Origin of the sequence: Tropheryma whipplei str. Twist (genome assembly GCF_000007485.1) — a bacterium.
GTDB classification, from domain to species: Bacteria; Actinomycetota; Actinomycetes; order Actinomycetales; family Microbacteriaceae; genus Tropheryma; species Tropheryma whipplei.
The window spans coordinates 340,049-366,529 of sequence record NC_004572.3; the positions used below are offsets into that span (position 1 = coordinate 340,049).

Annotated in this window: 28 protein-coding genes, 1 tRNA gene and 1 other RNA gene; 26 read left to right on the forward strand and 4 right to left on the reverse strand. The window is 45.8% G+C overall.

All coding sequences use genetic code 11. From position 1 onward, the window contains the following. The first annotated feature begins 61 nt into the window (after positions 1 to 61). The 5 genes from TWT_RS01550 to rnpB all read left to right on the forward strand — a co-directional run bounded on the left by TWT_RS01550 (position 62) and on the right by rnpB (position 2,578). Entirely contained in the window at positions 62 to 520 is a 459-nt protein-coding gene (locus TWT_RS01550) for a peroxiredoxin (protein ID WP_038110701.1), read from the forward strand. A gap of 65 nt (positions 521 to 585) precedes the next feature. After that, positions 586 to 659: transfer RNA gene (locus TWT_RS01555), tRNA-Val, on the forward strand. A 15-nt stretch (positions 660 to 674) separates the two neighbouring features. Further along, positions 675 to 1,520: a Nif3-like dinuclear metal center hexameric protein gene (locus TWT_RS01560; protein WP_237696864.1), complete on the forward strand. Its 846-nt coding sequence runs from the start codon at positions 675 to 677 to the stop codon at positions 1,518 to 1,520. Beyond that, positions 1,513 to 2,214 carry a zinc ribbon domain-containing protein gene (locus TWT_RS01565; RefSeq protein WP_011102460.1) on the forward strand — a complete coding sequence of 234 codons (702 nt, stop codon included), beginning with the start codon at positions 1,513 to 1,515 and terminating at the stop codon, positions 2,212 to 2,214. Before TWT_RS01560 ends, TWT_RS01565 begins: the two co-directional genes overlap by 8 nt. A gap of 13 nt (positions 2,215 to 2,227) precedes the next feature. Next, an RNA gene (gene rnpB, locus TWT_RS04545) (RNase P RNA component class A) lies at positions 2,228 to 2,578 on the forward strand. A 117-nt stretch (positions 2,579 to 2,695) separates the two neighbouring features. Here rnpB and map read toward each other — a convergent pair. Genes map through glnA form a run of 3 tightly spaced genes read right to left on the reverse strand, consistent with a single transcriptional unit; the run spans position 2,696 to position 5,804 of the window. Then, positions 2,696 to 3,565, reverse strand: coding sequence for a type I methionyl aminopeptidase (gene map / locus TWT_RS01570; RefSeq protein ID WP_011096458.1), 870 nt, complete (start codon positions 3,563 to 3,565; stop codon positions 2,696 to 2,698). Further along, positions 3,565 to 4,374: a 3-methyl-2-oxobutanoate hydroxymethyltransferase gene (gene panB, locus TWT_RS01575; protein WP_044143917.1), complete on the reverse strand. Its 810-nt coding sequence runs from the start codon at positions 4,372 to 4,374 to the stop codon at positions 3,565 to 3,567. Before panB ends, map begins: the two co-directional genes overlap by 1 nt. 5 nt (positions 4,375 to 4,379) lie before the next feature. Beyond that, positions 4,380 to 5,804 (reverse strand): type I glutamate--ammonia ligase, encoded by a 1,425-nt coding sequence (gene glnA / locus TWT_RS01580; RefSeq protein ID WP_011096456.1) that lies wholly within the window; start codon positions 5,802 to 5,804, stop codon positions 4,380 to 4,382. Between the two features lie 122 nt (positions 5,805 to 5,926). Here glnA and thrS point away from each other — a divergent pair, with 122 nt between their 5' ends. The 13 genes from thrS to TWT_RS01645 all read left to right on the forward strand — a co-directional run bounded on the left by thrS (position 5,927) and on the right by TWT_RS01645 (position 19,419). Then, positions 5,927 to 7,849, forward strand: a complete 1,923-nt coding sequence (gene thrS, locus TWT_RS01585; RefSeq protein WP_011102463.1) for a threonine--tRNA ligase — start codon at positions 5,927 to 5,929, stop codon at positions 7,847 to 7,849. A gap of 8 nt (positions 7,850 to 7,857) precedes the next feature. Beyond that, complete coding sequence (locus TWT_RS01590; protein WP_011096454.1) at positions 7,858 to 8,394, forward strand: HIT family protein; 537 nt, start codon at positions 7,858 to 7,860, stop codon at positions 8,392 to 8,394. A gap of 12 nt (positions 8,395 to 8,406) precedes the next feature. After that, complete coding sequence (pdxS, locus tag TWT_RS01595; protein ID WP_011102464.1) at positions 8,407 to 9,270, forward strand: pyridoxal 5'-phosphate synthase lyase subunit PdxS; 864 nt, start codon at positions 8,407 to 8,409, stop codon at positions 9,268 to 9,270. Then, entirely contained in the window at positions 9,270 to 9,836 is a 567-nt protein-coding gene (gene pdxT / locus TWT_RS01600; RefSeq protein ID WP_011102465.1) for a pyridoxal 5'-phosphate synthase glutaminase subunit PdxT, read from the forward strand. Before pdxS ends, pdxT begins: the two co-directional genes overlap by 1 nt. 42 nt (positions 9,837 to 9,878) lie before the next feature. Continuing rightward, positions 9,879 to 10,637 (forward strand): YebC/PmpR family DNA-binding transcriptional regulator, encoded by a 759-nt coding sequence (locus tag TWT_RS01605; protein WP_011096451.1) that lies wholly within the window; start codon positions 9,879 to 9,881, stop codon positions 10,635 to 10,637. Further along, positions 10,637 to 11,179 carry a crossover junction endodeoxyribonuclease RuvC gene (locus tag TWT_RS01610; RefSeq protein ID WP_230453602.1) on the forward strand — a complete coding sequence of 181 codons (543 nt, stop codon included), beginning with the start codon at positions 10,637 to 10,639 and terminating at the stop codon, positions 11,177 to 11,179. The genes TWT_RS01605 and TWT_RS01610 overlap by 1 nt, the downstream gene beginning before the upstream one ends. A 38-nt stretch (positions 11,180 to 11,217) precedes the next feature. Then, positions 11,218 to 11,802 (forward strand): Holliday junction branch migration protein RuvA, encoded by a 585-nt coding sequence (gene ruvA / locus TWT_RS01615; RefSeq protein WP_033799925.1) that lies wholly within the window; start codon positions 11,218 to 11,220, stop codon positions 11,800 to 11,802. Further along, positions 11,771 to 12,808 carry a Holliday junction branch migration DNA helicase RuvB gene (ruvB, locus tag TWT_RS01620; RefSeq protein WP_011102467.1) on the forward strand — a complete coding sequence of 346 codons (1,038 nt, stop codon included), beginning with the start codon at positions 11,771 to 11,773 and terminating at the stop codon, positions 12,806 to 12,808. The genes ruvA and ruvB overlap by 32 nt, the downstream gene beginning before the upstream one ends. A 21-nt stretch (positions 12,809 to 12,829) precedes the next feature. Beyond that, a complete protein-coding gene (locus TWT_RS01625; protein ID WP_011102468.1) occupies positions 12,830 to 13,321 on the forward strand; it encodes a preprotein translocase subunit YajC in 492 nt (163 codons plus the stop codon). 21 nt (positions 13,322 to 13,342) lie between these two features. Continuing rightward, entirely contained in the window at positions 13,343 to 15,022 is a 1,680-nt protein-coding gene (secD, locus tag TWT_RS01630; RefSeq protein WP_011102469.1) for a protein translocase subunit SecD, read from the forward strand. Further along, entirely contained in the window at positions 15,022 to 15,990 is a 969-nt protein-coding gene (secF, locus tag TWT_RS01635) for a protein translocase subunit SecF (protein ID WP_011102470.1), read from the forward strand. The genes secD and secF overlap by 1 nt, the downstream gene beginning before the upstream one ends. 186 nt (positions 15,991 to 16,176) lie before the next feature. Beyond that, positions 16,177 to 16,959 carry a PKD domain-containing protein gene (locus tag TWT_RS01640; RefSeq protein ID WP_011102472.1) on the forward strand — a complete coding sequence of 261 codons (783 nt, stop codon included), beginning with the start codon at positions 16,177 to 16,179 and terminating at the stop codon, positions 16,957 to 16,959. A gap of 222 nt (positions 16,960 to 17,181) precedes the next feature. After that, positions 17,182 to 19,419 carry a RelA/SpoT family protein gene (locus tag TWT_RS01645; protein WP_011102473.1) on the forward strand — a complete coding sequence of 746 codons (2,238 nt, stop codon included), beginning with the start codon at positions 17,182 to 17,184 and terminating at the stop codon, positions 19,417 to 19,419. Between the two features lie 60 nt (positions 19,420 to 19,479). On the opposite strand, the gene rpsT is transcribed toward TWT_RS01645, so the two are convergent. Then, positions 19,480 to 19,767, reverse strand: coding sequence for a 30S ribosomal protein S20 (gene rpsT, locus TWT_RS01650; RefSeq protein ID WP_011096442.1), 288 nt, complete (start codon positions 19,765 to 19,767; stop codon positions 19,480 to 19,482). Positions 19,768 to 20,044: 277 nt separating this feature from the next. Here rpsT and lepA point away from each other — a divergent pair, with 277 nt between their 5' ends. The 8 genes from lepA to era all read left to right on the forward strand — a co-directional run bounded on the left by lepA (position 20,045) and on the right by era (position 26,462). Further along, positions 20,045 to 21,850: a translation elongation factor 4 gene (lepA, locus tag TWT_RS01655; RefSeq protein WP_011102475.1), complete on the forward strand. Its 1,806-nt coding sequence runs from the start codon at positions 20,045 to 20,047 to the stop codon at positions 21,848 to 21,850. Further along, positions 21,822 to 22,466 (forward strand): DUF1990 family protein, encoded by a 645-nt coding sequence (locus tag TWT_RS01660; RefSeq protein WP_237696866.1) that lies wholly within the window; start codon positions 21,822 to 21,824, stop codon positions 22,464 to 22,466. Before lepA ends, TWT_RS01660 begins: the two co-directional genes overlap by 29 nt. Positions 22,467 to 22,592: 126 nt before the next feature. Beyond that, entirely contained in the window at positions 22,593 to 22,724 is a 132-nt protein-coding gene (locus tag TWT_RS05160; RefSeq protein WP_272940639.1) for a hypothetical protein, read from the forward strand. 187 nt (positions 22,725 to 22,911) lie between these two features. Then, the gene (locus TWT_RS01665; RefSeq protein WP_011102477.1) at positions 22,912 to 23,958 is read left to right on the forward strand and encodes a DnaJ C-terminal domain-containing protein; all 1,047 of its coding nucleotides are present in this window, start codon (positions 22,912 to 22,914) and stop codon (positions 23,956 to 23,958) included. A gap of 33 nt (positions 23,959 to 23,991) precedes the next feature. Beyond that, entirely contained in the window at positions 23,992 to 24,699 is a 708-nt protein-coding gene (locus TWT_RS01670; protein WP_011096438.1) for a 16S rRNA (uracil(1498)-N(3))-methyltransferase, read from the forward strand. A gap of 35 nt (positions 24,700 to 24,734) precedes the next feature. After that, on the forward strand, positions 24,735 to 25,058 hold the full coding sequence (locus TWT_RS01675; RefSeq protein ID WP_011102478.1) for a histidine triad nucleotide-binding protein: 324 nt from the start codon (positions 24,735 to 24,737) through the stop codon (positions 25,056 to 25,058). Then, positions 25,055 to 25,570 carry an rRNA maturation RNase YbeY gene (ybeY, locus tag TWT_RS01680; RefSeq protein ID WP_011096436.1) on the forward strand — a complete coding sequence of 172 codons (516 nt, stop codon included), beginning with the start codon at positions 25,055 to 25,057 and terminating at the stop codon, positions 25,568 to 25,570. The genes TWT_RS01675 and ybeY overlap by 4 nt, the downstream gene beginning before the upstream one ends. After that, positions 25,557 to 26,462, forward strand: a complete 906-nt coding sequence (gene era / locus TWT_RS01685) for a GTPase Era (protein ID WP_011096435.1) — start codon at positions 25,557 to 25,559, stop codon at positions 26,460 to 26,462. Before ybeY ends, era begins: the two co-directional genes overlap by 14 nt. The last annotated feature ends 19 nt before the right edge of the window (positions 26,463 to 26,481 follow it).

Below are 26,481 nucleotides of genomic sequence, written 5' to 3' on the forward strand. Positions count from 1 at the left end.
TTGTGCGCCGCAGGCGGAGTCTGTATTCTGGGCTTCTCTGGCGTGGATTTTGGGAGGGATCGTGTCTAACCAGGTTTTACCTAAAGGAAGTTTCGCCCCGGACTTCGAGCTTGTTGATCAAAACGGAGCGACAGTTGTTCTTTCTGAAGTTGCTGCTAAGAAGGATGTTGTTCTGTTCTTTTTCCCGCTTGCGTTCAGCGGGATTTGCACTGATGAGCTCATTCAAGTACGTGACAGTCTAGATTCTTTCAAGTCGTTTGAGGTTTTTGCCCTTTCCGTTGACTCTAAGTTTACGCTCAGGGCGTATTCTGAGTCGCAGGGGTTTTCCTTCGCGCTGCTCAGTGATTTTTGGCCCCATGGGGGAGTTGCGAAGCAGTTCGGTGCTTTCCTTGAAGATGTGGGCGTAGCCTCGAGAAGTACCTTTATCGTGGGAAAAGATCTGAAGATAAAGGCTTCGTTTTTTTCAGGCATTCACGAACCTAGAGATTTTTCTGAGATAAGGGCTGCCCTGGCTTCCTAGGGCGGGCCTTGCGCCTCCTGGGCGTATTTTCTGGATGCGTGGTGTGTATCTGCTTCATCGTGATTGGGCCTTTAGCTCAGCTGGCTAGAGCGCCACGTTTACACCGTGGAGGTCATCGGTTCGAGTCCGGTAGGGCCCACTTTTCTTGTGGAGTGTGAAATTGGCCCGCTCTTTGGATGTATTGTGTGCCACCTTTGAGAGCATGTGGCCGTCTTCTGATGCCTGCGAGTGGGATAATGTCGGCTTGCTATGCGGCTTTCCTGGTCTCAGTGTTGAGCGTGTTCATTTCGTTGTCGATGTTACATCTGCAACTATAAACGAGGCAATAAAAGCAGGGGCAGACTTGCTGGTATCCCACCATCCACTGATATTCAAGCCGATTAAGAAGCTAACTTGTGACACTTACGAGAGCTTTCTTCTTTCGCAACTTATTGAATCTAAGTGTGCATTATTTTCTGTGCATACAAATGCTGATATTGCCCCTGACGGTCTTGCACAGCATTGGTCTCATCTCATTGGACTTCGTAATGTGAAACCTGTGAGATATTGCCCCGAATCCCCTTCCGTTGACTCTACAGAGACGCAATACGGCTTTGGAAGAATTGGCGATCTTGCTGAGCCGGTGAGCCTTTATGACTTTGCAAAAGACTTAAAGGCATTTTTGCCAGAGACCGTGGGGGGCATAATGGTTGCGGGAGATGAAGCCAAGGAGATACACAGTGCTGCAGTAGTTCCCGGTGCGGGTGATGATTTCTTGGATCTTGTACTTGATTTACCTGCAGATGTGTATGTAACATCCGATTTGCGACATCATCCGGCCGTTGGGTTCAGGGAAAAGGGTATTCTTATCCGGAAAAACACAGCTCTTATTTGTGTTTCACATTGGGCTTCCGAATGGCTCTGGCTTGGATATGCCGCGGAGTTGATAAAGAAACGTTTTCCGGATTTGTCGATTGAAGTAAGTTCTCTTAGGACTGATCCGTGGGATTTTCGTGTCTAGTTTTTATACAGAAAAGCACAGGAATCTATTATCTGATTTACAAACACTTGATACAGAGATTCAGCGCTGTCATGATGCAGAGTTATCGCGTAATAGGCGTCTTGATACACTTAGCGCAGCTTTGCGTGCCGCAAATGGGACCTTGCTTGCCTTAACTGTTGGCTCAGAGAAAGCTAATGCTCTTTATGAAAAGTATAAGAGCGATCTTGCAAGTGCAATGCAAAGAAAAACACGTGTGAATAACCTGCTTCTTTCAGCTAAAAAACCAAAAGAATTACACAGTTTACAGAAGGAGGTGACAGGGTTAGATCGCAGATTAACCGGATATGCTGACAGGCTAAGCGCAGCAGATGAGGCAAGGTCTGCTTATATGAGTCGCTTGCAGCAAATTAATTCCAGAATTGTTGAAATAAAGGATGAAATGCGCAGACTCAAAGACCAGAATGATCAGCGGGATGCTGCATCCGACATGTTACTAGAAAAGCGACAGGACATTGTAGGCGCTATACCGGACGAGCTTTTGCAGATGTATAACAAGCGGAAAGATGGCCTGGGGTATGCTGTTGCAACTATAGAAAACGATACATGCACGGGGTGCTGTCTTACTTTAAACTGCTCAGATATTCAAAGATGGCAGAGTGCTGGGGGCAAGAAGCCTTTCTTTTGCCCTTACTGTGATTGTTTTCTTATTTGATAGACTCTATCCGGAGGGCTTGCGGGCGGTCGCGGTGTCTATTGGTACCGAGGAACGTCCGGGCTCCGTAGAGCAAGGCGGTGGGTAACGCCCACCCGGGGTGACCCGAGAGCTGAGTGCCACAGAAAATAACCGCCGTTACGGTAAGGGTGAAAAGGTGGTGTAAGAGACCACCAGGGATTGGGGTGACCCAATCTGCTGGGTAAACCTCGCCTGGAGCAAGATCAAGCAGGGAACTTAGGCTGCTCGTTTAGTTCCCGGGTAGATCGCTAGAGCCTGTTGGCAACAACAGGTCAAGATGGATGGCCGCCTCGTTGGTTTTTAATCCAACGAACAGAACCCGGCGTATAGCAAGCCCTCGTTCATGGTCAAGGTTTTATTGCTCTAGCATTCAATACTGCAGGATGGTGTCCGCCTATGGCGTAATGTATATTCACATATATTTTTCTAGTTAGTTCTAAGTTAGATAGTGTTTTGGTACCTATGACAGGGTGAGTATTTCCGCCCCATTTTGCGTAACAACAATTGTGTGCTCGAACTGTGCGGAAGGTAAAAGATCTTTTGTAACTGCAGTCCACCCATCTTCCCACATATTCCAATGCCTTGTACCGAGGTTCAGCATGGGCTCTATGGTAAATATCATTCCGGGCTTAAGAATGCGATCATAATACGGTGTTGCATCATAGTGGGGTATAACAAGTCCAGTATGGAATGCCCTTCCAACACCGTGGCCTGTGAATTCTCTTACCACACCGTAGTTAAAGCGCTTTGCAAGCCGCTCTATTGTAAGCCCTATTACATTGACCCTTCTCCCGGGTGCAACCGCCTTTATTGCCACATGCAGGGCTTCTTCTGTATTTTTCACGAGATTTTTGGTTGCTTCAGGAGCATTTCCGATGATAAATGTCCTGTTTGTATCACCGTGCATTCCCTCAAAAAATGCTGTTACATCTACATTCACAATGTCGCAATCTTCCAAAACAGTGTTATCCGGTATTCCGTGGCAAATCACTTCGTTTATTGAAGTGCAGATAGACTTTGGAAAGCCTTGATAGCCCAATGGTGATGGGTATGCGCCTTTTGAGGTTATAAACTCATGCGCAAGTCTATCGAGTTCGTCTGTTGTAATTCCTGCCCGTATATGCTCTGCGAGATAATCCAATGTTTGGCTTGCTATTGACCCGGCAGCCCTCACTCGTTCAATTTCATCTTTGTTATAAATATCCGAACCTGTATACCTTGGGACTCTTTTTTTTCCAACATAATTGGGCCGCGCAATTTTGGGATCAACCCATCTTGCGGCGGAAATATCTCCCGGCACAAGATGGCCATATGCATTCTTTGGGGTCATTATGCTGGAATATGGTCTTTCTGAGGGAAATTGCCCTCTAGAACATCTTTTCGCCATAGTTTTACGCAGGATGCCACAGTATTATCAATACTTGCGTATCGTGGCGCGAATGTTATTTTCTTTTCACTCAGGCCAATTAAATCATTTATGACTAATAACTGTCCATCTGTGTATCTCCCCGCGCCGACGCCAATTGTTGTTATCTTGATTTCTGAGGTTATGGTTTTCGCAAGATCTTCAGTTACCATTTCCATAACAACCGCAAAAGCCCCTGCCTGCTCAACAGCCTGTGCATCCAGGTAAATCAAATCGGCGTTATCACGTCCCTGTATTTTGTACCCCCCAAGAGCGTTAATGGTCTGCGGGGTAAACCCAATATGTCCCATAACCGGCACACCAGCTCTTACAATCGCGCTTATCCTACATGCCATTCGAGCACCACCTTCAAGCTTTACAGCCGAGGCCCCAGTTCTTTTTATAACCTCTATTGCTGTTTCGACAGCTAATTCATCAGATTTTTCGTATGTTCCAAAGGGAAGGTCAACAATAATAAAGCTATTTGGTGCACCTCTTACAACGCCTGCGGCAAGGTAAATAATTTCGTCAAGACAGACACTGCCTGTGTTTTCATATCCATAAATCACACCGCTTGCTGAATCACCAACTAGAAGAAAGTCGAGCTCGCAATCACTCAGGACCCTGGCTGTTGAAAAGTCATAACATGTAAGACCCACCAGCTTCCTGCCGCAGGAACCTTTATGAAAGCGATGTATCCTTGTTCGTCTGGTTGGAGAAGGTTTGCGTGACATACAGATCACACCCCATAATACATCCCAAATTCAAGTGGATGAGGATACTGCGCAATCCGGTTAAGCTCATTCTTCCTCTTGTAATCAATCCATGCGCTAATGAATTCACGGGTGAATACATTCCCCTCAAGGAGGAAATCACAGTCTTGCTCAAGAGCACGCAGTGCATCGCTGAGTGAGCTTGGTAGATATCGCAGGTCCCTTGACTGCTCCTTTGTGAGCTCGTACATATTCTGCTCAACCGGGCTGCCCGGGTGTATTTTATTCTTTATTCCGTCTATTCCTGCCATAAGCAAGGCAGAAAACGCGAGATATGGATTTGAAGAGGAGTCCGGCACTCTGTATTCAATTCTTTTACTGCCTTCAGCTCCGATTGTTGGGGGGATCCTGATAGCAGCCGAACGGTTGCCCGCAGAGTAAACGAGACTGGTTGGTGCTTCAAATCCGGCAACAAGTCTCTTGTATGAGTTCGTTGACGGGTTCGTAAATGCTGCTAGAGCAGGGCCATGTTTTAGCAGGCCACCTATGTACCACAGGGCGATATCGCTCAAATTGGCATACCCGGTTTCACTGTAGAACAGGGGTTTTCCATTTTTCCACAGTGACTGATGAGTGTGCATCCCGGACCCATTGTCTCCGGCAATTGGCTTTGGCATAAAGGTAGCGCTTTTTCCCCATTCATGTGCTGTGTTTTTGACGACATATTTGAATTTCAGCAAATCATCTGCTGCATTGACGAGTGTGTTAAATCTGTAATTTATCTCACCTTGACCCGCGGAGCCAGCTTCATGATGACCTTTTTCAACACGCAGACCAACCTTTGTTAGGGCATTCATTATGTCATCGCGCAGGTCGGCGTGTTGATCCGCAGGGGGAAGGGGGGCGTATCCTCCCTTGTGTTTGAGCTGATTACCAAGGTTCCCACCCCCTTTCCTGCGTGATGAGTTCCAAATACCTTCCTCTGAATCAACAGAATAGGATGATGAGTGATTGCTGATCTTGAACCGAACGTCATCAAAGATGAAAAACTCAGCTTCGGCTGCGAAATACGCTGTATCTGCAAAACGGCACCCCGCGAGGTACTTTTCTGCCTTTTTAGCCACATTACGTGAGTCGCGCTCGTAAACGTCCCCCGTGCGTGGATCGTGCACATCAAAGATCATCGCAAGGGTTTTGTGGTGTCTAAACGGGTCAATATAGGACGTCGATGGATCTGCGACAAGAAGCATATCTGAATGGTTTATATCCGCATAGCCCCTCAGAGAGGAAGCATCAAAGACCTGGGGTGACTGAAAAAACTCATCATCCACTGCGTGAGCAGGGACGGCAAAATGATGTTGAGCGCCGAGAAAATCACAGAAGCGAACATCAAGCACTTCAATTTGATTCGATTTTATATACTCAGCTGCCTCTTTTGCATTTTCAAACACACAGCACCTCTGACCACGTCCCACACGCGCCTTGCGTGCACACCTGTGTATTGTACACGTTTGTTATTTTTGATTGTCACTGTTACGGCCTCATATGTCCGCTTTCGAAGTAGAATGAGTCAGTGGACGGTTTTGAATTTTTTTCTGGTCGTTCGGATGTTGTTGCCATGATTTGCGATGATAGGTTACTTGACCTGTCAGAATCAATTCCATCCGGTAAGGTGCCCGAGCCAATTGAGCTTGACTCGCCGCATGGTTTGGATATACTCAGACATTCTTGTGCGCACGTCTTGGCGCAGGCGGTTCAGAGTATTTATGGGGACGCAAAACTTGGTATTGGCCCGTTTACGGAAAACGGGTTTTATTACGATTTTTCCGTAAACGAACCTTTTTCTTCGGATAGCTTGCGAGTTATAGAGGATAAGATGCGCGAGATAGTGCATAGCGATCAGAAATTTGTGCGAAAAGTTGTAGATAGGCAGTCGGCGCACAGTCAGTTTCGTGATGAACCTTTCAAATTGGAGATTATTAACGCAACCGATGACACTCTATCGATCTATTACAATATCGATGCAGATTCTGGTTCTGTTCGTTGGATGGATTTTTGCCGCGGCCCGCATCTTCCATCGACTCGGTTCATAGGGGATGCATTCGCCCTGACGCATGTGTCATCTGTGTATTGGAGGGGCAATTCGGATAATCCACAGATGCAGCGTGTTTACGGAACAGCCTGGGGCAGTGCCAAGGATCTTAAGGGGTATCTGGATCGTGTCGAGCTTGCAAAGCTTGTTGATCACCGAAAGCTTGGGAAAGAGCTTGATTTATTCAGCCTTCCAGATGAGATCGGCCCGGGTCTTGCGCTCTTCCATGTTAAGGGCGGGATTATTCGCAGTGAAATGGAGCAGTACGCGCGCCTGCGTCATCTTGAGGAGGGTTACAATTTTGTGTACAGCCCGCATATAACAAAAAGGGATCTCTTTGAAAGAAGCGGACACCTGCAATGGTATGGCCAAAGCATGTTTCCACCAATGAGGCTTGATAAGGATTCGTGTTCTCAAGGGTTTGATTATTATCTGAAGCCCATGAATTGCCCTTTTCACAGCCTTGTGTTTAGCTCACAGCCCAGGAGTTATAGACAATTGCCTCTTAGACTTGCTGAATTTGGGACTGTGTACCGTTATGAGCAAAGCGGGGCAATTCATGGGCTTGCCCGTGTGCGCGGGCTTACTCAGGATGACGCACATATATACGCCACAAGAGAGTCTTTTGAAGACGAGGTATCCAAGGCTTTGCAATTTACAATTTCACTTCTTGGTGATTATGGGCTGGATCAGTTTTATATTGAGATATCAACTCGGGATGCATCGGGTAAGTTTTTAGGCTCCGATGAAGATTGGGCTTATGCAACGCATATTTTGCAAAAAGTTGCTCAGGATTCTGGCCTTCAGACGCGAGACGACCCGGGCGGAGCGGCATTTTATGGACCTAAAATTTCTGTTCAGGCAAAAGATGCAATAGGTCGCTATTGGCAGATGTCGACCATTCAGCTTGATTTTAATCTTCCTGAAAGATTTGGCCTTTTCTACACAGACCGTGCCGGAGAAAGAAAACGCCCGATTATGGTTCATCGTGCCCTCTTTGGGTCATTTGAGAGGTTTTTCGCTGTTCTTACGGAGCATTATGCTGGGGCATTCCCCCCTTGGTTATCCCCAGAACAGGTGGTCGCCCTTCCTGTTACATCTGCCCATATACCGTATCTCGAGGAATTTGTTTCTAGATTCTCGTCGCGTTTGATCCGGGCGAGGGTTGATTATATGCAAGATCGTTTACCGAAAAAGATCCGTAGCTATGTAAAGGAAAAAATCCCCTTTGTTCTGGTCGCAGGTGATCGTGATTTGACAAACAGAACCGTTGCAATTAGATTTCGCGATGGAACTCAGATATCTGATTTACCCATTCAGAAATGCTTTGATGGAATTTGTGCAAGTATAGACCGTAAAAAACAGATTCAGACGCGTATAGATTTCGATTCTGTTCTTGAATAGTTGATTATATGCAGGAAGGTTCATCTGATTTTGCCGGTATTCCGGATGGATATAAAAGACTTTGGACCCCACATCGTGTTGTGTATCTGGAAGGTGCCAGGCATGATGGAAATCCCGAGACCTGTCCATTTTGCTCTGCATACAGAAAAACAGATGAGGAGGGTCTTATAGTCTATCGAGGGGACTTGTCTTATGTTGTTATGAATCTTTATCCATACAATTCGGGACATACCCTTGTGTGCCCATATCGGCATATTGCAACCTATGATCTTGCGAGTTCTGATGAGATTCTTGAAATGGGTCTTTTGCTGCAGAAAGCTATACTGGTTAGCAAGCGCGTGTTGGGCTGTGAAGGCTTTAATATCGGTATAAATCAAGGCCGCGTTGCGGGTGCTGGGATTGCTGGGCATTTGCATCAGCACATTGTTCCGCGTTGGGCTTTTGATTCTAATTTTTTTCCGATTATTGCGAGGACAAAAGCCTTGCCAAAACTGATAGAACAAGTGAGATGTGACCTACAGCGTGGGTGGGACGATTTAGTTTGACGGGGGCGTGATATGGGGCTTGACAATTTAAAGGTAGGTCTTGCGCAAATGCTCAAAGGGGGCGTAATAATGGATGTTGTTACACCCGATCAGGCAAAGATAGCCGAGGATGCTGGCGCTGTTGCTGTTATGGCATTGGAAAAAATACCGTCTGATATTCGTGCTTCTGGTGGCGTGTCGCGTATGAGCGATCCCGGTTTGATTGAGCGGGTAATGGATTCAGTGTCAATTCCTGTTATGGCGAAAGTAAGGATCGGTCATTTTGCCGAAGCGCAAATCCTTCAGTCACTAAAAGTTGATTACATAGATGAATCGGAAGTTTTGTCTGTTGCGGATTCTTCGTATCATATCGACAAACGAAAATTTACAGTTCCTTTTGTTTGTGGTGCGACCAATCTCGGCGAAGCCTTACGTCGTATTTCGGAAGGCGCTTCTATGATCAGGTCAAAAGGGGAGGCTGGTACGGGCGATATTGCGCAGGCTACAAAACATATACGTGCTATCCTGTCTGAGATATCTGCGTTGACACAAGCGCGGGAAGATGAACTTCCTGCCAGGGCCAGGAAGCTCGGCGCGCCAATTGATCTTGTGCGAGAGACAGCCAGGCTTGGCAGATTGCCGGTTGTTTTGTTTACTGCCGGCGGCATTGCAACACCAGCGGATTCTTCGCTTGTTATGCAGCTTGGATCTGACGGGGTATTTGTTGGTTCGGGAATTTTTAAATCTGAAGATCCAAAAGCCTATGCCGCAGCAATTGTTCAGGCGACTGCTCAATACGATGATGCGGATCTCCTAGCCCGCGTGTCGCGTAATTTAGGTCAGGCTATGCCCGGTGTTTCCAATCTTGATGTGCGTTTTTCGAATCGGGGTGTGTAATGACCGTTGGAGTTCTCTCCCTCCAGGGAAGTTTTTATGAGCACCTGTTTATTTTGAGCAGGCTAAACACTGACCACATTCAAGTAAAAACTTCTGAAGATCTTTCCCGGGTCACGCGACTTATAATTCCCGGTGGGGAGTCTACTGCTATGCTCGCTCTGACCCAGAAGAGCGGCCTGTTTGATTTGGTGAGAGACCGCATCATGTCTGGCATGCCTGTGTACGGCACGTGTGCGGGCATGATTATGCTATCGACGTTTGTAGAAGATTTTCCTAACCAAAAGACTTTGTCTTGTCTTGATATTGCCGTTCGGCGCAATGCCTTTGGAAGGCAGATAAACAGTTTTGAGAGCGAAGTTTCCTTTCTAAACTCAAAAATTACTGTGCCTTTTATTCGTGCGCCAAAGATTACTCAGATTGGTGAGGGCGTTGATGTTTTGTCTCGTCTCGAGTCGGGCGATATCGTTGCTGTAAGACAGGGAAATGTCATGGCAACAGCATTTCATCCCGAGCTTACCGGGGGTGCAGCCGTGCATGAATATTTTTTACATCTGGGTCTAGAATAGAGCTCAGGCTATTGGTATGTCATAATCGATACACGGTGATGTATGTCAGGACATTCAAAATGGGCAACAATAAAGCGCAAAAAGGCGGTTAATGATGCTCAAAGATCAAAGAATTTCGCGAAGCTTATAAGACTTATTGAGGTCGCCGCTAAGCAAGGGGGGCCTGATCTTGCGGGCAACCCGGGCCTTGCTGAAGCTGTTCAAAAAGCCAAAAAAAATTCTGTGCCTAACGATAATATCGACAGGGCGATAAAACGTGGCTCGGGCCTGACTGGCGAGCACATAAATTACGTGAGTCTTGTCTACGAAGTAAAGGCTTTTGATGGTGTTGCACTATTGGTTGAATGCCTTACTGACAACAAAAACCGATGTGCGGCTGGTATTCGTTCCATTGTTACGCGATCCGGTTGCTCTATGGTGAATCCCGGCAGTCTTGCGTACAACTTTAAGAGGAAAGGCATTGTTGTTCTTCAGGACCGTGATGCGAATGGAAATCTTCTCTCTGAAGATCTTGTCTTGTCGGCGGTTCTTGAAGCCGAAGTTGATGATATTGTGCCAACCGGAGACTGCGGATTTGAGATTATTGCCGAGCCGTCAAATTTGTCTGCCGTCTGTAACGCCCTGAGGGATAGTGGGATACAGTACAGGTCAGTAGAAACGGTGTATGTACCAAACTCGACTGTTTCTTTGCCAGAGCAAAAATACGATCGGATTATTCGCATGATAGAAGCTCTCGAGGAGAGTGATGATGTTCAGGGTGTCTATACAAATCTTTCCGGGAAAGACCTCGCATGCGAATAATGGCTGTTGATCCTGGCTTGACCAATTGTGGAGTGGCCGTTGTAAATGCGACCGGGCCTCTTTCTCTTGAGCTCTTGGCGGTAAAAGTTTTTCATACCGATAGATCTTTGTCATTTGAAAATCGTATTGGAAAGATTGGTGATAGTCTTCTATCAATGCTCGAGGAGTTTTCCCCGGATTTATTTGCGCTTGAAAAGGTGTTCGCGCAGCATAATTTGAGTACAGTGAGTGGCGTTGCGGGTGTTATAGGCGTGGCGAGTTATCTATGTTACAAACATGGTACCCATATTGCGTTTCACACACCGAGCGAAATAAAGGCCTCTATTTGTGGGTATGGAAACGCAAAGAAGGATCAAATTCGTAGCATGGTAAATAGGGTTTTTTTATCCCAAGATATTCCACTCAGGCATGATGCGTCAGATGCTTTGGCCCTTGCTGTATGTTGCGCCAGGCGATATGCACTGCACAATGAGCATTTTACCGAGGCGAGGCTGCGATGGCTATCAGCACTCGGGGCCAGTTCGACAGAGCGGGGTCGGTAAGTGTCTGTATATGCATTGCTTGCGCCAGAGGGCTTGCTTTGATCGCGTCACTTTCTGGATTGTTGGAGGCTGTACGTCCCGGCAGTGTTGTTGTGAACATGCATGGTATAGGCTTTTTGGTTCGTGTGCCACAATCTTTTAACCCTGAAGTAGATGCTGAGGTAAAACTTTATACCAGTCTTCAAGTCCGAGAAGACTCGGTTTCGCTTTACGGTTTTGCATCTGTTCTGGAATGCACTGTTTTTGAACAGCTAATAACAATATCCGGTGTTGGCCCGCGGGTTGCGCTTGCCATCCTTTCGGTTTTGACCCCGGCAGAGGTTGCTGCGGCCGTTCTGGAAGGTGATGACAAGCCCTTGCAGCGAGTGAGTGGTGTTGGAAAAAAGCTTGCCGGAACAATAGTGTTACAGCTTGCTGGGAAATTGACTTCGGTCCCATTAGAGAACAGGAAACAGGAACAAGCGGTTGATAGAAGTGCCGAGATTGTCCAGGCTCTTATTGGGTTGGGCTGGCAGCGACAGGAATCTGCTGCGGCCGTGGAATCTGTTTTAGAAAAAGATCAGTCTTTGACTATGCCAGAAATTTTGAGAAATGCCCTTAGATATCTTGCAAAACAGGAATAACCTCTTGGATGTGACGTCTGACGAAAAACAAACAGAAGGTGCTTTGCGCCCGAAACTGCTTGCTGAGTTTGTAGGACAAAATAAGGTAAAGAATCAGCTGGCCCTTTTGATACAGGCAGCAAAAATTCAGGGGCGTGTTACCGATCATGCACTTTTAGCGGGACCCCCAGGCCTTGGAAAAACAACTCTTGCAATGATTGTTGCCGCTGAATGTGGGGTTTCAATACGAATGTCAAGCGGCCCTGCCATACAGCATGCCGGAGATCTTGCTGCTCTTTTATCTAGCCTCTTGCCCGGAGAACTTCTCTTTATCGACGAAATTCACAGGATGAGTAGGGTCGCTGAGGAGATGCTCTATCTTGCCATGGAAGATTTTCGCATTGATATTATGGTTGGCAAGGGTCCTGGTGCTACGAGCGTTCCCCTTGAATTGTCCCCTTTTACGCTGGTCGGCGCAACCACCAGAGCAGGTCTCTTGCCTGGGCCATTACGGGATCGTTTTGGGTTTACTGCACGCCTCGATTTCTATTCTCCAGAAGAGCTTTTGCAGGTCTTGATTCGGAGTGCACGACTTATGGAGATTCAGTATTACGACGATGCCCTGGAAAGTATTGCCGTCAGGAGTCGAGGAACACCTCGTGTTGCGAATCGTCTTTTGCGCAGAACGCGTGACTATTTGCTCGTATCGAATTCATCAGAAATTCTCTCAAAGGAGATAGCACTCAAAGCAATGGATGTTTATGAAGTCGATTCGTTGGGTCTTGACCGACTTGATAGGGCGGTGTTGCATGCTATCTTCGATCGTTTTTCAGGAGGCCCGGTTGGAATAAAAACCCTTTCAGCCTATCTGGGCGAGGAGGCTGAAACTATTGAAAACTCTATAGAGCCGTTTTTGGTTAGGCAGGGTCTCCTTGTCAGGACCCCCAGAGGCCGTCAGATTACCGATTTAGCCAGGAAACACATGGGTTTCAAGGAAGATCTATCTGGCTTTGAGTTATACTTATGAGGTTCGTCTTAGAAGGTTGTCATGTCTCTTGAGTTATTGTTCCCCATTGCCCTTGTTCTCCTCCTGGTTGCTTTTTTCTTTTCGCAAATGAAAAGAAAAAGGGAGATGGCTGCTCTTCAAGCCAAGTTGCTCCCGGGTGTGTGTGTAATGACTTCTTTTGGCCTTTTTGGTACTTTGAAGAATATAGATGACGAAAAAGCGCTCCTCGAGATTGCTCCCGGGTGTGTTGTGTCAGTTCATGCGAGAACGATTGCCCGGGTTGAGGAATTGCAGGCGCCAGGTGAACAGGTATTAGATGAAAGACCCGAGGATACAGATGTACTGCGAAGCCCTGAGGGTGCTGGTGTATCGGTATCTAAAAATACTTCACGAAGTGCTTCACGGAGATCTGGTGCTACAAAACAAGCGGTGAAGCAGAGAAGTACGGCGGGAAAAACTGGGACTGCACGTTCTGCCGCCTCTTCATCCGCTGCACCCAAGGCGAGGTCGACACGTTCTGCAAGGGATAAGTAAGGCTTCTGCAGAATCTCGTGAATGCATAAATTCCCACCTGCAATAAGAAAGGCGAGGAGATCTCTTGGCATCCTGGCTGTGGTTGTCCTTCTCCTTCTTTCTCTAGATATCTGGCAGGTCTTTTTCTCTGGCAGTACCTTTCTGCCGAAGCTCGCCCTAGATCTTGAGGGCGGAACGCAGATTGTCTTGCGTGCTAAGTCTGCCGAAAAGGAGATTACCAGCGAACAGCTCCAGCAGGCAGTTGCTATTATTCGCAATAGGGTTGATTCAAGCGGAATCTCCGAGGCAGAGATTTCCGTCCAGGGTAGTACAAATATATCCGTATCTATTCCTGGCACACCCTCTAAGGAGGTTTATGACAGGATTCGCTCTTCATCCAAGATGGATATGCGTGCTGTTTTACTAACGAAGCCCATTCAGCATGCTGCTATGAATGAAGGGTCCACACATGCAGGTTCGACAGCCAGCGCCGCGATTGGTGATAAGAATGCCACACGTGGGTCGCCGAAATCTAGCGAGCATCGGAAAAATATTCCCAAGACTCCACACGATACGTCTGGCATGATTCCTTCTCCGCGCCCAAAAAATGGCAGCGATATGGCGTGGATTACGAAATACTGGCGCGATCGTTTTGATTCACACAATTGTAAAGATAACGCCGGGGACAGTACCCCAGATAATCTTCCCCTTGTTGTATGTGATCAGTACGGAACCACAAAGTATCTACTGGGACCTGTTGAAGTAAGCGGAACTGATATATCAAGAGCGGTGGCAGATCCCGTTTCATCGCATTTTGCAGGTGCTTCTATTGGCTGGGGTGTTACGATTACCTTTAACGCGCACGGTGGTGAGAAATTTAAGGATGTGTCAAATCGCCTTATATCTCTTGCGGCCCCCAGAAATCAGTTTGCAGCCGTTTTGGATGGAGTTGTTATAACAGCTCCTGAAGTCAGGGGTGTTACCAGTAATCCGCAGATAACGGGTAACTTCAACCAGACAACTGCCACTGCTCTTGCCAGTCAGCTTAGTTTCGGGTCTCTTCCAGTTAGCTTTGAGGTCCAGTCAAGCGAAAATATTTCCGCCACCCTAGGATCGAGCCAGTTACAAAGCGGAATCTTGGCTGGGATCCTGGGAATGATTCTTGTTGTGGTTTATTCATTGTTTCAGTACCGACTTCTTGGGCTCTTGACAGTATCATCTCTCATTTGCTCGGCTATTGTTACTTATCTTGTAATAACCTTCCTTTCCTGGCAAAACGGGTATCGTCTCTCTTTAGCTGGTGTTGCCGGTCTGATTGTTGCAATTGGTATTACTGCCGATTCCTTCATAGTGTATTTTGAACGGGTTAAGGATGAGTTACGAGAAGGAAGGGATATTGTCCGTGCAGTGGATCGTGGGTGGTCACGCGCACTGCGGACAATTTGCGCCTCTGATGCAGTGAACTTTTTGGCTGCTATTGTTTTGTTTTTAGTCGCGGTGGGAAGCGTAAAGGGTTTTGCGTTTACCCTTGGCCTTACAACTCTTGTTGACTTGCTTGTTGTTGTATTCTTCACGCATCCCGTTTTGCAGTATCTTTCCCACAGTAGTTTCTTTACTCGGAAATACAGTGGTTTGAATGTTAAATCAGCTGTTTACAGGGGTAGGCTTATGACGCGTGATAAATCTCAAAAGACGATAGCAGAGCGAAAGGCCGGGCATTAATGGCGTGGTTTGCGCGGTTTAGTGACGATCTTTACAGTGGACGGAGATCAATAGACTTCGTTGGTCGGTATAAGATATGGTATTCCGCGTCTTTTGTTATTCTTCTTGTCGCAATTCTCGGACCGTTCTTTCACGGTGGATACAAATTTGGCATTGAATTCACCGGAGGTTCTCAGTTTGTTATTTCTGATGTGAAGCAAAAAAGCATTGAGCTTGCGAGAGAAGTAGTGAAGAAAACTGTAGACAAGCCATCTGTTGTGACAACTTTCGGTAAGGGCCTTGTTGTAAGAACAGATCAGCTATCAGATACTCAGTCAAATAGTGTGCGTGATGCCCTTGCCGATACGTATGGGGTGTCACATGACGCGGTCGCGGCATCATACATTGGTCCAAGTTGGGGGCAAGACGTTACAAGACAGGGAATACAGGGGCTTGTTATTTTTTTGCTCCTTGTCTTTGTTGTTATGGCACTTTACTTCAGAACTTGGAGGATGTCCCTATCGGCTATTATTGCGCTTTTTCACGACCTTATCATCACAGCTGGTATTTACGGTTTGTTGGGTCTTGAAATAACTCCTGCTGCAGTTATTGGCTTATTGACAATTCTCGGATATTCACTCTATGACACCGTTGTTGTCTTTGATAGGGTACGTGAAAATAGGGCTCTTGATCCAACTTGCTCGGATTATAAGGGGATAGTGAATAGGGCAGTCAATCAGACGTTTGTCAGGTCTATTAATACTTCTCTTATAGCAGTCTTGCCGGTTGCTTCGATATTGTTCATTGGCTCTTTGATCCTTGGTGCAAGTACGCTGAGTGATATATCTGTTGCGCTTTTTATCGGAATGCTGGCCGGTGCGTATTCAACGATTGTTATAGCTTCTCCAACATATGCTTTGTTATGCAAGAAATTACCTTCTGGGAAAGAAAAGCGTCTAAGAAAAGCATCTGTCAAGGCGCCGGGTTGATGTATGTCCTATTCATAGTTGCCTGAGATCTGTATAAAACCGCGCACGCTCTAGCGCACAGGCTGCTGAAATGCTTGGAATCCCTTCGAGTGCGTTTTGACCTGTTGAAAACTTCATATATTGAGTGTTTTTTGTCGTACTGTTTTTACGAAACAATTTATTGCACAATTTCTGTAAAGGATCTGAATGTTTAGAAAGACCATAATTCCTGTGATGGTTCTGCTCTGCGTACATTCCCAGTTTTTCTCGTCATTCACGAAGACAGATCATGTTTACGCCGATACATCTCTTACCCCGGGAGACGGTGAATATATCGCTGAAAAATCAGAACACAGAGTGAAGCACCCACGTCCTAATCGCGGTGGTCATGGTCGCAAAAGGGTTGGGTCTGTTTCACCTAGCAGGGTAAAACCTGATTGGCATTATGTCAGAGGTACAGATACTTTATGTGCGCCAGGCACCTGGGGGTGTGCGCCACTTGGTAACGACAAGCCTCCTGGCAAAACACCTGTACGCAAACCTATAAAGCGGAGTATTTCAATACGTGATCTATATGATCAGAAGAGAATAGCACCCCCGCCTCCAACAATCAGTGTAAAGCCGTACGCATTAGTGCGCAGACCAGTTGATATAACTGCAATTGCAAGAAGCAGAAGCGGTACTTTCAATCTCTTGGGTGATGATTTTGATGTCAGGATTTACCCGGTTAGATATTCCTGGACATATGGCGATGGCTATTCGGATGTGTCTTACACGAATCGAGCCAGTCATGTGTATGGGCAGGTAGGAAATCATATTGTAACCCTGAGAGTCTTTTATAGAGCAAAAGTTAACTGGGGGACCGGATGGGAACCTGCGATTGGTGAAATATTTCTGGATGCCCAACCACGTAATATTGACGTTTTTGGCTGGAAGATAAGTCTCTTTGCTGATAACTGTTACACAAACCCGTTTGGTCAAGGATGCTAAGCGACACTCCAGCATACTGAGCATATAGATTGCATTTTGTATAACAATATTTGAGATTTATTAATGGGCTTCTGTGTCTTCTCTTAGCTTCAGAGATCTTGTATTGCGTAAGCGTAACAGGCCAGGCTCAGACCATCTAAGTATGTAGGTAAATATAAATTACATGCATCTGTCGTGTTGACTATTTTTCTGTGTTTTGCGGGGTTCCTGAAGAGCTAAAATGTGCACAGGAGCTTTGTAATGAAAATAGCAAATATAAGTCTTTTCTCCAGGTTGTTTAGTCAGTATCGTACAACCGGCATAGATAATATTTTGAAAGTCATTGCAAAGCATCACCCAAAGGCTGATCTATCCGGGGTAACTCTGGCCTACAAAATTGCCAGTGAGTGTCATAAGGGTCAAAAGAGGTACTCTGGAGAAGAATATATTTCGCATCCAGTTGCGGTGGCGGAAATACTGTCAGATCTTGGAATGGGCCCAAATGGCGTTTCTGCTGGACTTTTGCATGACACCGTTGAGGATACTGATTTCACAATAGACCAAGTATCGGAAACTTTTGGCCAGGAAGTCGCTCTGTTAGTTGACGGGGTGACAAAGCTCGATCGCATGAAATACGGCGTAAATGTGCAGAGCGAGAGCTGGCGGAAGATGATTGTTGCGATTTCTAAGGACATAAGAGTTCTTGTTATAAAGCTTGCTGACAGACTGCATAATGCAAGAACTTGGGGTTTTGTTCCGATTGAATCGGCTAAGCGTAAGGCCCGTGAGACTTTGGAAATATATGCCCCATTATCTGGCAGACTCGGCATACAAAATATAAAAACTGAATTAGAAGATCTATCTTTTATGGTGCTTGAGCCAAAGATTTATCAGGAAATTTTGGAGCTTGTAAATAAACGCTCCCCCAGGCGAGAGAAACTTATAAATGAGGTTCGCTCGGGGATTGACGATGAATTGAAGCTTCTGAGAATTCGCGGTAAGGTATCGGGGAGGCCAAAGGAAATATATTCGATTTATCAAAAAATGGTCTTGCGCGGTCATAGTTTCTCAGACATACAAGACTTAGTAGCTTTCCGAATCGTGGTTCCTACTCTGCGTGATTGCTATGCAGTTTTGGGTAGTATGCACACACGGTGGACACCAATGCAGGGGAGATTTAAGGATTATATAGCAACCCCAAAGTCGAATTTTTATCAGTCAATACACACAACAGTTATGCTCGATGGGGGTTTTCCGGTAGAAATACAGATCAGAACCCCAGAAATGCATCGTCAGGCAGAATTTGGGATTGCTGCCCACTGGAAATACAAGGAAAAACTGCGATCTCCTACGGTTGCATTCAGAAAAACTGCGGCACTTGATCATGAGTCTGTCTATATCTCGCGCATAGCCGACTGGCAGGAAAGCAGTGATTCAAACGAGTTGCTCGAGAATATGCGCTATGAGTTGAGCGTAAAGGACATTTATGTTTTTACGCCTGCCGGCAAGCTTGTAGGACTTCCAGCAGGATCAACACCTGTTGATTTTGCCTATGCCGTACATACCGAAGTTGGGCACAGAACTGTTGGCGCAAAGGTTAATTCCAGTATGGTTTCACTGGACACACCGTTATCCACAGGCGATGTAGTAGAGGTACTGACGATTAAGTCTGCCAACTACTCTCCAAACAAAAACTGGCTTGAGTTTGTAAAAAGCACAAGGGCGAGAAATAAGATAAAAAGTTTCTTTACTAAAAGCCGGAGAGAAGAGGCAATTGAGCTGGGTAAAAACGCTCTTTTAAAATGCTTTAGAAAGCGCAATGTGTCCGTAAAATATGTTCAAAAGCGCCTACCCGAACTCCTGTCATCTCTGCGCTTTAGTGATATCAATGATGTCTACCGCGCTGTTGGCGAGGGAAGGCTTAAAGCCTTGGCCGTTGTTGACACCCTGTCCAAGCTGATTCATGACACCGTTGAGGATGAGACATCCCCGATACAGGTTATTAGAACAGACAAACCTGCAACAGACAAACCTGCAAACGAGCCATCTGTTCTGGTTCGGGGGATACATGATATCCTAGTGCGCCTTGCAAGGTGCTGCACACCAGTTCCCGGCGATGAGATTATCGGTTATGTCACGAGAGGTACGGGGGTTTCGGTTCACATCATGTCCTGCGGCAATATCTCACATATGCCGGAGAAAGATAGCAGGTTGGTCAAAGTTGAATGGAGCCGTAGCGCCCAGACAAAGCCATTCAGGGTGTCTATTCAAATTGATGGCCTAAACAGGCCCGACTTGATCAATGATATTACCAAGGTTTTTTCTGAATATCGTATAAATATCCTATCTGCTAATCTCTCAACAAATCAGCATAGGGCCAGTAATAAATTTGTATGCGAAGCCTATGACGTCTCGCGTTTGGAAAAGGTTATGTCTGAAATACGGAAAATAGACTCTGTATACGATTGTTATAGAGCCTAAAAACTGTGGCCGAAACCTCTTGTGACTGAAACCTCTATGGAAGGGTTTTTTTAAGGGGCCTTACTCTCCGGCAGTCGAGTTTCTCAGGCGAGTTGCCACAACAAGTTTTGCTATGCCAGACTTCCTGTTGGCCGCCTGATTGGGGTGTATAACGCCTTTGCTAACGGCTCTATCAAGCTTCAAAGAAGCACGTCTGAGGGCATCTTCCGCCCTTGGCAAATCATTATCGCGCGCCGCACGCTTGACCAGGCGGATAAGTGTCTTGAGCTCACTCTTGACCGCCTTGTTTCGCAAGCGGTTATTCTCGTTTGTCCGGTTCCTTTTTATCTGAGACTTTATATTAGCCACTGACTAAGACACCTCGCGCTCTAGAATTCTTTAACACAAATAACCCTTTTGAATATTAACCCTTTTGACACAAATATTAATTGACACAAATATTAACCCGTACAAGAGACGGCAAGCACCCACGCAGCACCGTCAGGCTTACGCTCGAGCTAAACTGACCGGAAGGAGGAGGGCGACAAACCCCACAGCTCGAACCAGCCAGTCAGATCGGGCAAAACTATGCTATCAGATGTAATAATGGCCCATGATCGCAACAATTTATGCATAGAATTTTTTTATGACTGATAGGGTTCTGCCTGAGCAAATACGTAATTTTGGGATTATTGCGCATGTAGATCACGGTAAATCAACTCTTGCCGACCGCATACTTCAACTAACTGGCGCGGTTTCTGATCGGGATATGCGTGAACAGTATCTTGACCGGCTTTATATAGAGCGCGAGCGGGGCATAACCATAAAAAGCCAGGCTGTTACGCTGCAGTGGGATTGCGATGCGACGCAATATGTCTTGAACATGGTTGACACCCCCGGACATGTTGATTTTACATATGAAGTCTCTCGTTCTTTGGCCGCGTGTGAAGCGGCTGTTATTCTCGTCGATGCCACCCAAGGGGTTGAAGCGCAAACCTTGGCCAATCTTCATCTTGCAATTGAGAATAATCTCTTGATAATACCCGTTTTGAGCAAAGTTGATCTGCCTTCTGCCGACGTCGAAGGGGCAACGCTGGAGCTGTCAGAGGTTTTGGAATGTCGAGTAGAAGACGTAATGCATGTATCGGGTAAAACAGGTTATGGCGTAAAAGAACTACTTGATCTAATTGTCAGAAAAGCTCCGCCCCCGAAAGGGGATGTTACCTCTGCCCCTCGCGCGCTTATCTTTGATTCTATCTATGACTCGTACAGAGGGGTTGTAACGTATGTAAAAATGTGCGATGGAACGATACGTGTCGGTGACAAAATAAGAATGATGTCGACAGGCGCTGAGCATACCTTATTGGAAGTGGGTGTTTCTAACCCCGAACCGCAATCGCGCCACAGTCTCTCAGTTGGTGAAGTCGGTTATTTCATAACAGGCGTCAAAGACGTCAGGAAATCCAGGGTTGGGGATACAATTACAACCGATACTCACACAGCTACAGTACCTTTGCCAGGCTACTCAAATCCCAAGCCGATGGTGTTCTCAGGTATTTACCCGCTTAACGGAAACGAGTACTCTGCGCTTCGCGAAGGGCTTGACAGATTAAAACTCTCTGACGCATCGATTGTGTACACTCCAGAGACATCTGCTGCTCTTGGCTTTGGTTTTAGATGCGGATTCTTGGGTCTCTTGCACATGGAGATAGTAAGTGAAAGACTTAACCGTGAATTTGGTCTTGCGACGATTTCAACGGCCCCCAGTGTCGCTTACGAAATCACTCCTGATGGTGAAAAAACTTTGGTCGTTATGAACCCTAGTGACTTTCCGTCTGGCAAAATAAAAGAAATAAAAGAGCCAACCGTCAAGGTGTCCATATTGTCTCCAAAGGAGTACATCGGTTCGATTATGGAACTCTGTCAAGCACGACGTGGTGTTATGCAGGGTATTGAGTACTTTGGCTCAGTAAGAGCTGAACTTATTTACGTCATGCCCCTCGCTGAAATAGTGTTTGACTTTTTTGACAGTTTAAAGAGTAGGACAAAAGGGTACGCTAGCTTTGACTATAATCCTGAAGGCAGTCAGCCCGCCGACCTGGTAAAAGTTGATATCCTATTGCAAGGAAACAAGGTAGACGCATTTAGTGCAATAGTCCACAGCAGTAAGGCGTACTCTTATGGGTCCAGTATTTCAAAGCGCTTGAGTGAGCTTATTCCACGACAACAGTTTGAGGTGCCTATTCAGGCCGCGATTGGATCCAGAGTTGTAGCGCGTGAAACCATTCGTGCTGTTAGAAAGGATGTTGTGGCCAAGTGTTACGGTGGTGACATTACTAGAAAACGCAAGTTGCTTGAAAAGCAGAAGCAGGGCAAGGCCCGCATGAAGCTGATTGGCAGGGTCGAGGTTCCGCAGGAGGTATTTGTTGCAACGCTTTCATCGTACAAATAAACGTGGTGGCCTTATGTCACGGGCCTCGGCTAAATCATTTAGATTTGCGCCCGCACAGTATCCATGTGTTGGTGTGACAGATTGTCTGGGGTCTCCAAAATATGTTCCGAGTGGTTATAGACTGGTTGAAGCTTCAGTAAGCCTAGGTAGTGGTGATAAGCGTTTCTTTTCTTCTCGAGAATTGCTTATGTGCTGGAAAGTTCATCGTCTTGCTGGACTTAATGTGAGGGTTTTAGATCCTGGGGAAGTTGATTGTCTGGGTGGATCACCGATATTGAGAGATAAGGAGCGAATTCTTGATGAGAGTGGTTTTGATTTTGCCCGCCCTGGATGCATTGTTGCGCTAAGGAGCGGCCTGCGGCGTGTTCGTTCTGTTATGCGGGTTGTTTATGCTGTCAGTGATGTGAATCGAGTGGCCCTAATTTTGGCTTCAATTGTCGGTCATGGGTTGCATCTTGAGGAGGGGTTTTTTATCGAAAAGCATCCTGATTCTTCTGTTAGATTTACTGTGAGAATCCTCAGGAGGGCCTCATGTGTTTCTTGGATAACAATGAATGCGAGCAAACATCTAGTTTCGCGGTATCTTCGCGTCTTAGATCCTACTTGGGCTCTATAGCCTTAGTGTCTTTGAATCTGTAAATTGTTGTCATTTTATTTGACAGTGTTTATACAGCTTTTTGCTCTAGTGAGGGATTTTACGCGTAGAACATAATGACCTTTATCAGATTCATGTACTGGATTGATGCCGAGGACTTTTCCATATACAAGCGTTTATCTTTTGAAACTTGTAGTGGATTCTGAATTCTTTGCTTTCAGGCTCTGGGGAAGATGTGTGTTTGACTGGAAAAATAACAATATTGATAGTTTTGAATAAGGAGGTCAAGGTCTGATTTATGCTAGTTTTGACCCTTGAGTATTATGTTCGATAGAGGGAGTGAAGAAGGTCTGTAGATCAGAGTCTTATCGGGGGTGAAAGGGTTTATTCATGTCCCTTGAGCTTCGGATTTGTGGTATGCCTTGTAATTTTTGGGCTATCTTTCTGAATTTTTGACCTTTGTAAGATGGAAGATTTATATGGCATTCTTGGTGTTGACCATAATGCGAGTGTTGACGAAATAAGAAGAGCTTATAGGCGCCTTGCGCGTGAGTTGCATCCCGATATAAATCCGGATTCAGCTGATCGCTTTAAGGCTGTAACACATGCTTACAATATTTTGAGCGACCCTGAACAGCGTCAACGGTATGATCGGCATGTATCAGGTGGTTTTTCGTCTGATTTTAATCTGTCTGATCTATTCCAGAGTTTTTTTGATACATCTGCTGAATTTCAGAGAGGCTCTGATTTACTTGTCAATATTGATATTGACCTAAAAACAGCTATTTATGGCGGATCACAGGTTGTAAAGATCGACTCACTCGTTGTTTGTGATGTGTGTAATGGCACTCGGAGTGAGCCGGGATATAAGGCCGAGGTATGTTTTGACTGCAACGGTTCTGGTGTAGTCAGGGGTGAGGTAAGGACGACGCTTGGCAATTTGATTACCCAGAATACATGCTCGAAGTGCCGAGGTAATGGCGAGAGGATAGATCATCCCTGCAGGAGATGTTACGGTAACGGGAGCCGCAGTGCCCCCAGAGATATTACAATCAATATTCCCCCCGGGGTAGAAACCGGAATGAGAATAAAAATCCCGAATATGGGCAATGCCGGCGGGGCAATGCCAGGTGATTTATATGTTGATTGCAAGGTTAAAGAACATCCTTATTTTCTCCGTGACGGTCAGGATCTGTACTGCCGACTCGATATAAGCCTCGTTGACGCCTTACTTGGCACAAAGGTAAAAATTGACAGCTTAGATGGAGAGCTTGCTGTTGTTATTCCAGCTCTGAGTCAGAATAGGGATGTGATTCGGATTGCGAATAAAGGCGCAGTGACTCTGAGGGGGGGAAAGGGCGATCTTTGTATTGTTCTGAATGTATTGCTCATGCAGAAATTAGATCCAGAACACCGTGCGTTACTGAAAAAGATTATGCCTAACCCACCAAAACCGAAGCTTGCAAAGCGTACATCAGGATTTTTTTCGTGGCTGAAAAATAAGTTTACATAAGATACCTTTCTAAAAAATTCTGTCGGTGTTATCATGAGCGGATTTTTTATTGCTGAGAACCTTTCTGAGCTATCAGAAGGTGACACGGTTTTTCTATCAGATAGGGAACAGAGGCATGCCTGTCTTTCGCGAAGAATAAGAGTTGGCGAGGAAATTGGTCTAACAGACACAATGGGTCGCACAGCGAATGCCCGGGTCACTGTGTCAAGCCAGCCAGGAACCATTACCGCAAGGATAATGAATCTTACTCTTCATAAGCCCAATCGCGTCACTGTTTCCTTGCTTCAAGCTCTGTGCAGACGCGCAAGCGCAGAATCTGCTGTGCGGAGCGCTGTTGAGCTCGGTGTTGACAGGATAGTGCCCTGGAAATCAGATCGAAGTTTCAATTCATCGAGTCGCAGGTGGTCGAGTATTGCACGTGAGGCTGCCAAGCAGTCACGGCGTGCATGGTTTCCCGTTGTGAAGGCTGATATACCATCAGAACGGCTTGTCGAAGAAATTGGAGACTCTCTTGCCATCATTTTAGATCCAGGATCCAATACAAGACTTAGCTCTCTCGGGAATTTGTTTCTACAGAGAAAATCAGTTTTTCTTCTAATTGGCCCTGAAGGTGGGATTACCAGGGAAGAGATTTCCACAATACCGGGAATTTGCTGTAGCTTGGGAATTGAGACTCTTAAATCCTCCACAGCGAGTGTTGCGGCCTTGTCGCTTGTTAATTTTTTCCTGGGGCGATGGTAATTTTCCTGCCTCATCGGGTATTATCATAGCCAGATATGACGTCTATTTTTACAAGAATCATAAATCGTGAGGTTCCGGCAGAGATTCTTTTTGAGGATGATGAATTTATATGTATAGAGGATATTGCGCCAAAGGCGAAAATTCATTATCTTGTAATAGCGAAACATCCGTGGAAAGACGTAACAGAGGCGGTGCGTGATGACCCCCTCTTTGTGAATAAAATTCTTGCAATAGCGGTTAGGCTAACAAAGGATTTTGGCAGTCAGTTTAGGCTCATTTTCAATACCGGGGCCCTTGTCGGGCAGACTGTTTTTCATGTTCATGCCCACATATTGTCGGGTGAAGCACTGGGTGAGTGACAGGTTTGCTGTATCTGCAGAACAGCTCGGGGTACAACGATTGTTATTTTAAAACCGAATCTCTAGTTGATTTTCTCTACCGTACGTTATTCATAGACAAGGGCTCATATCTTGGTGTGAGTTTTATAACTGCAGCAGAAATGCGTGACTTAAAGATTAAGCATTTTGGGGTGAATGAGGATTCCGATGTTTTAAGTTTTCCAATCGATGAAATAGCCCCTGGCAGTGAAAATTCACTTGTCTATGGTGTCCTGGGTGATATCGTCGTCTGTCCAGAGACCGTAATGCGCCAGGCTGTGCGGCATCCATTTGAGCATGAAATCTATTTGCTCGTGGTACATGGTTTTTTGCATTTGCTCGGGTTTGATCACTCTGATGCGCCCTCTAAAAAGGAAATGTTTTCTCTCCAGGCAAAGCTCATAGAGGATTTTTTTGCCCTGGAGAATCTTGGAACGCCTTCTGAAGAGATTACAATAACCCCAGACCTTAGGCCTTCGCTTGGTCGTATCTAGATCCCCCGGAGGCTATAGATCGGGGATAATTACACTCGTTGGCAGGCCAAATGTTGGAAAGTCGACGCTTATAAATTCTCTTGTTGGAGAACATCTTTCGATAACCAGTGATAAGCCACAAACTACAAGAAGAATTATCCGCGGTGTTATAAGCAGGATGAATGCACAAATTGCAATAACAGATACACCGGGGATTCATAAACCGAAAACCCCATTCGGTAAAGGTTTGAATGAAATGACCACTTGTGCTCTGTCTGCCTCCGACTCAATTGGTATATGCCTCCCGGTAAATCAAAAAATAGGCTCGGGGGACAGGTTCATCCTGGATAAAGTTGAGGCCATTGGGCCATATAAAAAAATTGCAATTGTAACAAAAATTGACCGCGTAGAAAAGCGTGATTTGTTGCTAAAGTTATCCGAAATATCTGACCTTGGGTGTAATTTTGCCGCCGTTGTTCCAGTTTCTGCAAAACGGGCGGTTCAGATTGATTTATTGAAAGATGTCTTTTTCGAGAATTGCCTCAATTTTTCTGAAAAGCTATTTTTTGATCATGAAAAGCCTTCCGTGTCTGATCAGATATCTGAGCTAATTCGTGAAAAAGCACTTTGTCTATTGGAGCAAGAGATTCCCCACTCATTGCTTGTAGAGGTTGAAGAGATTTTGACGGATAGCAATAGGGTTTTTATTCATGCCAATTTGTATGTTGAAAGAAACAGTCAAAAAATGATTGTTTTAGGCAAGGGTGGCAGAACAATTAAAAACATATCAATTACTTCGCGGTTAGCCATTGAATCATTTCTTGGCAAAAAGGTATATCTACGTCTTATTGTGAAGGTTGTGAAGAACTGGCAAAAAAGTGAGTCATTTCTTGGCAAGATTTACCTTTCCTGAATGGTACGTGTGTAAGAAT

What these genes read in the sequence shown, in the direction of transcription:
- map (WP_011096458.1), bottom strand. Translation starts at nt 3,565, where the DNA reads ATGACCCCAAAGAATGCATATGGCCATCTTGTGCCGGGAGATATTTCC.
- panB (WP_044143917.1), bottom strand. Translation starts at nt 4,374, where the DNA reads ATGTCACGCAAACCTTCTCCAACCAGACGAACAAGGATACATCGCTTT.
- TWT_RS01590 (WP_011096454.1), top strand. Translation starts at nt 7,858, where the DNA reads ATGCAGGAAGGTTCATCTGATTTTGCCGGTATTCCGGATGGATATAAA.
- pdxS (WP_011102464.1), top strand. Translation starts at nt 8,407, where the DNA reads ATGGGGCTTGACAATTTAAAGGTAGGTCTTGCGCAAATGCTCAAAGGG.
- pdxT (WP_011102465.1), top strand. Translation starts at nt 9,270, where the DNA reads ATGACCGTTGGAGTTCTCTCCCTCCAGGGAAGTTTTTATGAGCACCTG.
- TWT_RS01605 (WP_011096451.1), top strand. Translation starts at nt 9,879, where the DNA reads ATGTCAGGACATTCAAAATGGGCAACAATAAAGCGCAAAAAGGCGGTT.
- TWT_RS01610 (WP_230453602.1), top strand. Translation starts at nt 10,637, where the DNA reads ATGGCTGTTGATCCTGGCTTGACCAATTGTGGAGTGGCCGTTGTAAAT.
- ruvB (WP_011102467.1), top strand. Translation starts at nt 11,771, where the DNA reads ATGCCCTTAGATATCTTGCAAAACAGGAATAACCTCTTGGATGTGACG.
- TWT_RS01625 (WP_011102468.1), top strand. Translation starts at nt 12,830, where the DNA reads ATGTCTCTTGAGTTATTGTTCCCCATTGCCCTTGTTCTCCTCCTGGTT.
- secD (WP_011102469.1), top strand. Translation starts at nt 13,343, where the DNA reads ATGCATAAATTCCCACCTGCAATAAGAAAGGCGAGGAGATCTCTTGGC.
- secF (WP_011102470.1), top strand. Translation starts at nt 15,022, where the DNA reads ATGGCGTGGTTTGCGCGGTTTAGTGACGATCTTTACAGTGGACGGAGA.
- TWT_RS01640 (WP_011102472.1), top strand. Translation starts at nt 16,177, where the DNA reads ATGTTTAGAAAGACCATAATTCCTGTGATGGTTCTGCTCTGCGTACAT.
- lepA (WP_011102475.1), top strand. Translation starts at nt 20,045, where the DNA reads ATGACTGATAGGGTTCTGCCTGAGCAAATACGTAATTTTGGGATTATT.
- TWT_RS05160 (WP_272940639.1), top strand. Translation starts at nt 22,593, where the DNA reads ATGCCGAGGACTTTTCCATATACAAGCGTTTATCTTTTGAAACTTGTA.
- TWT_RS01665 (WP_011102477.1), top strand. Translation starts at nt 22,912, where the DNA reads ATGGAAGATTTATATGGCATTCTTGGTGTTGACCATAATGCGAGTGTT.
- TWT_RS01670 (WP_011096438.1), top strand. Translation starts at nt 23,992, where the DNA reads ATGAGCGGATTTTTTATTGCTGAGAACCTTTCTGAGCTATCAGAAGGT.
- TWT_RS01675 (WP_011102478.1), top strand. Translation starts at nt 24,735, where the DNA reads ATGACGTCTATTTTTACAAGAATCATAAATCGTGAGGTTCCGGCAGAG.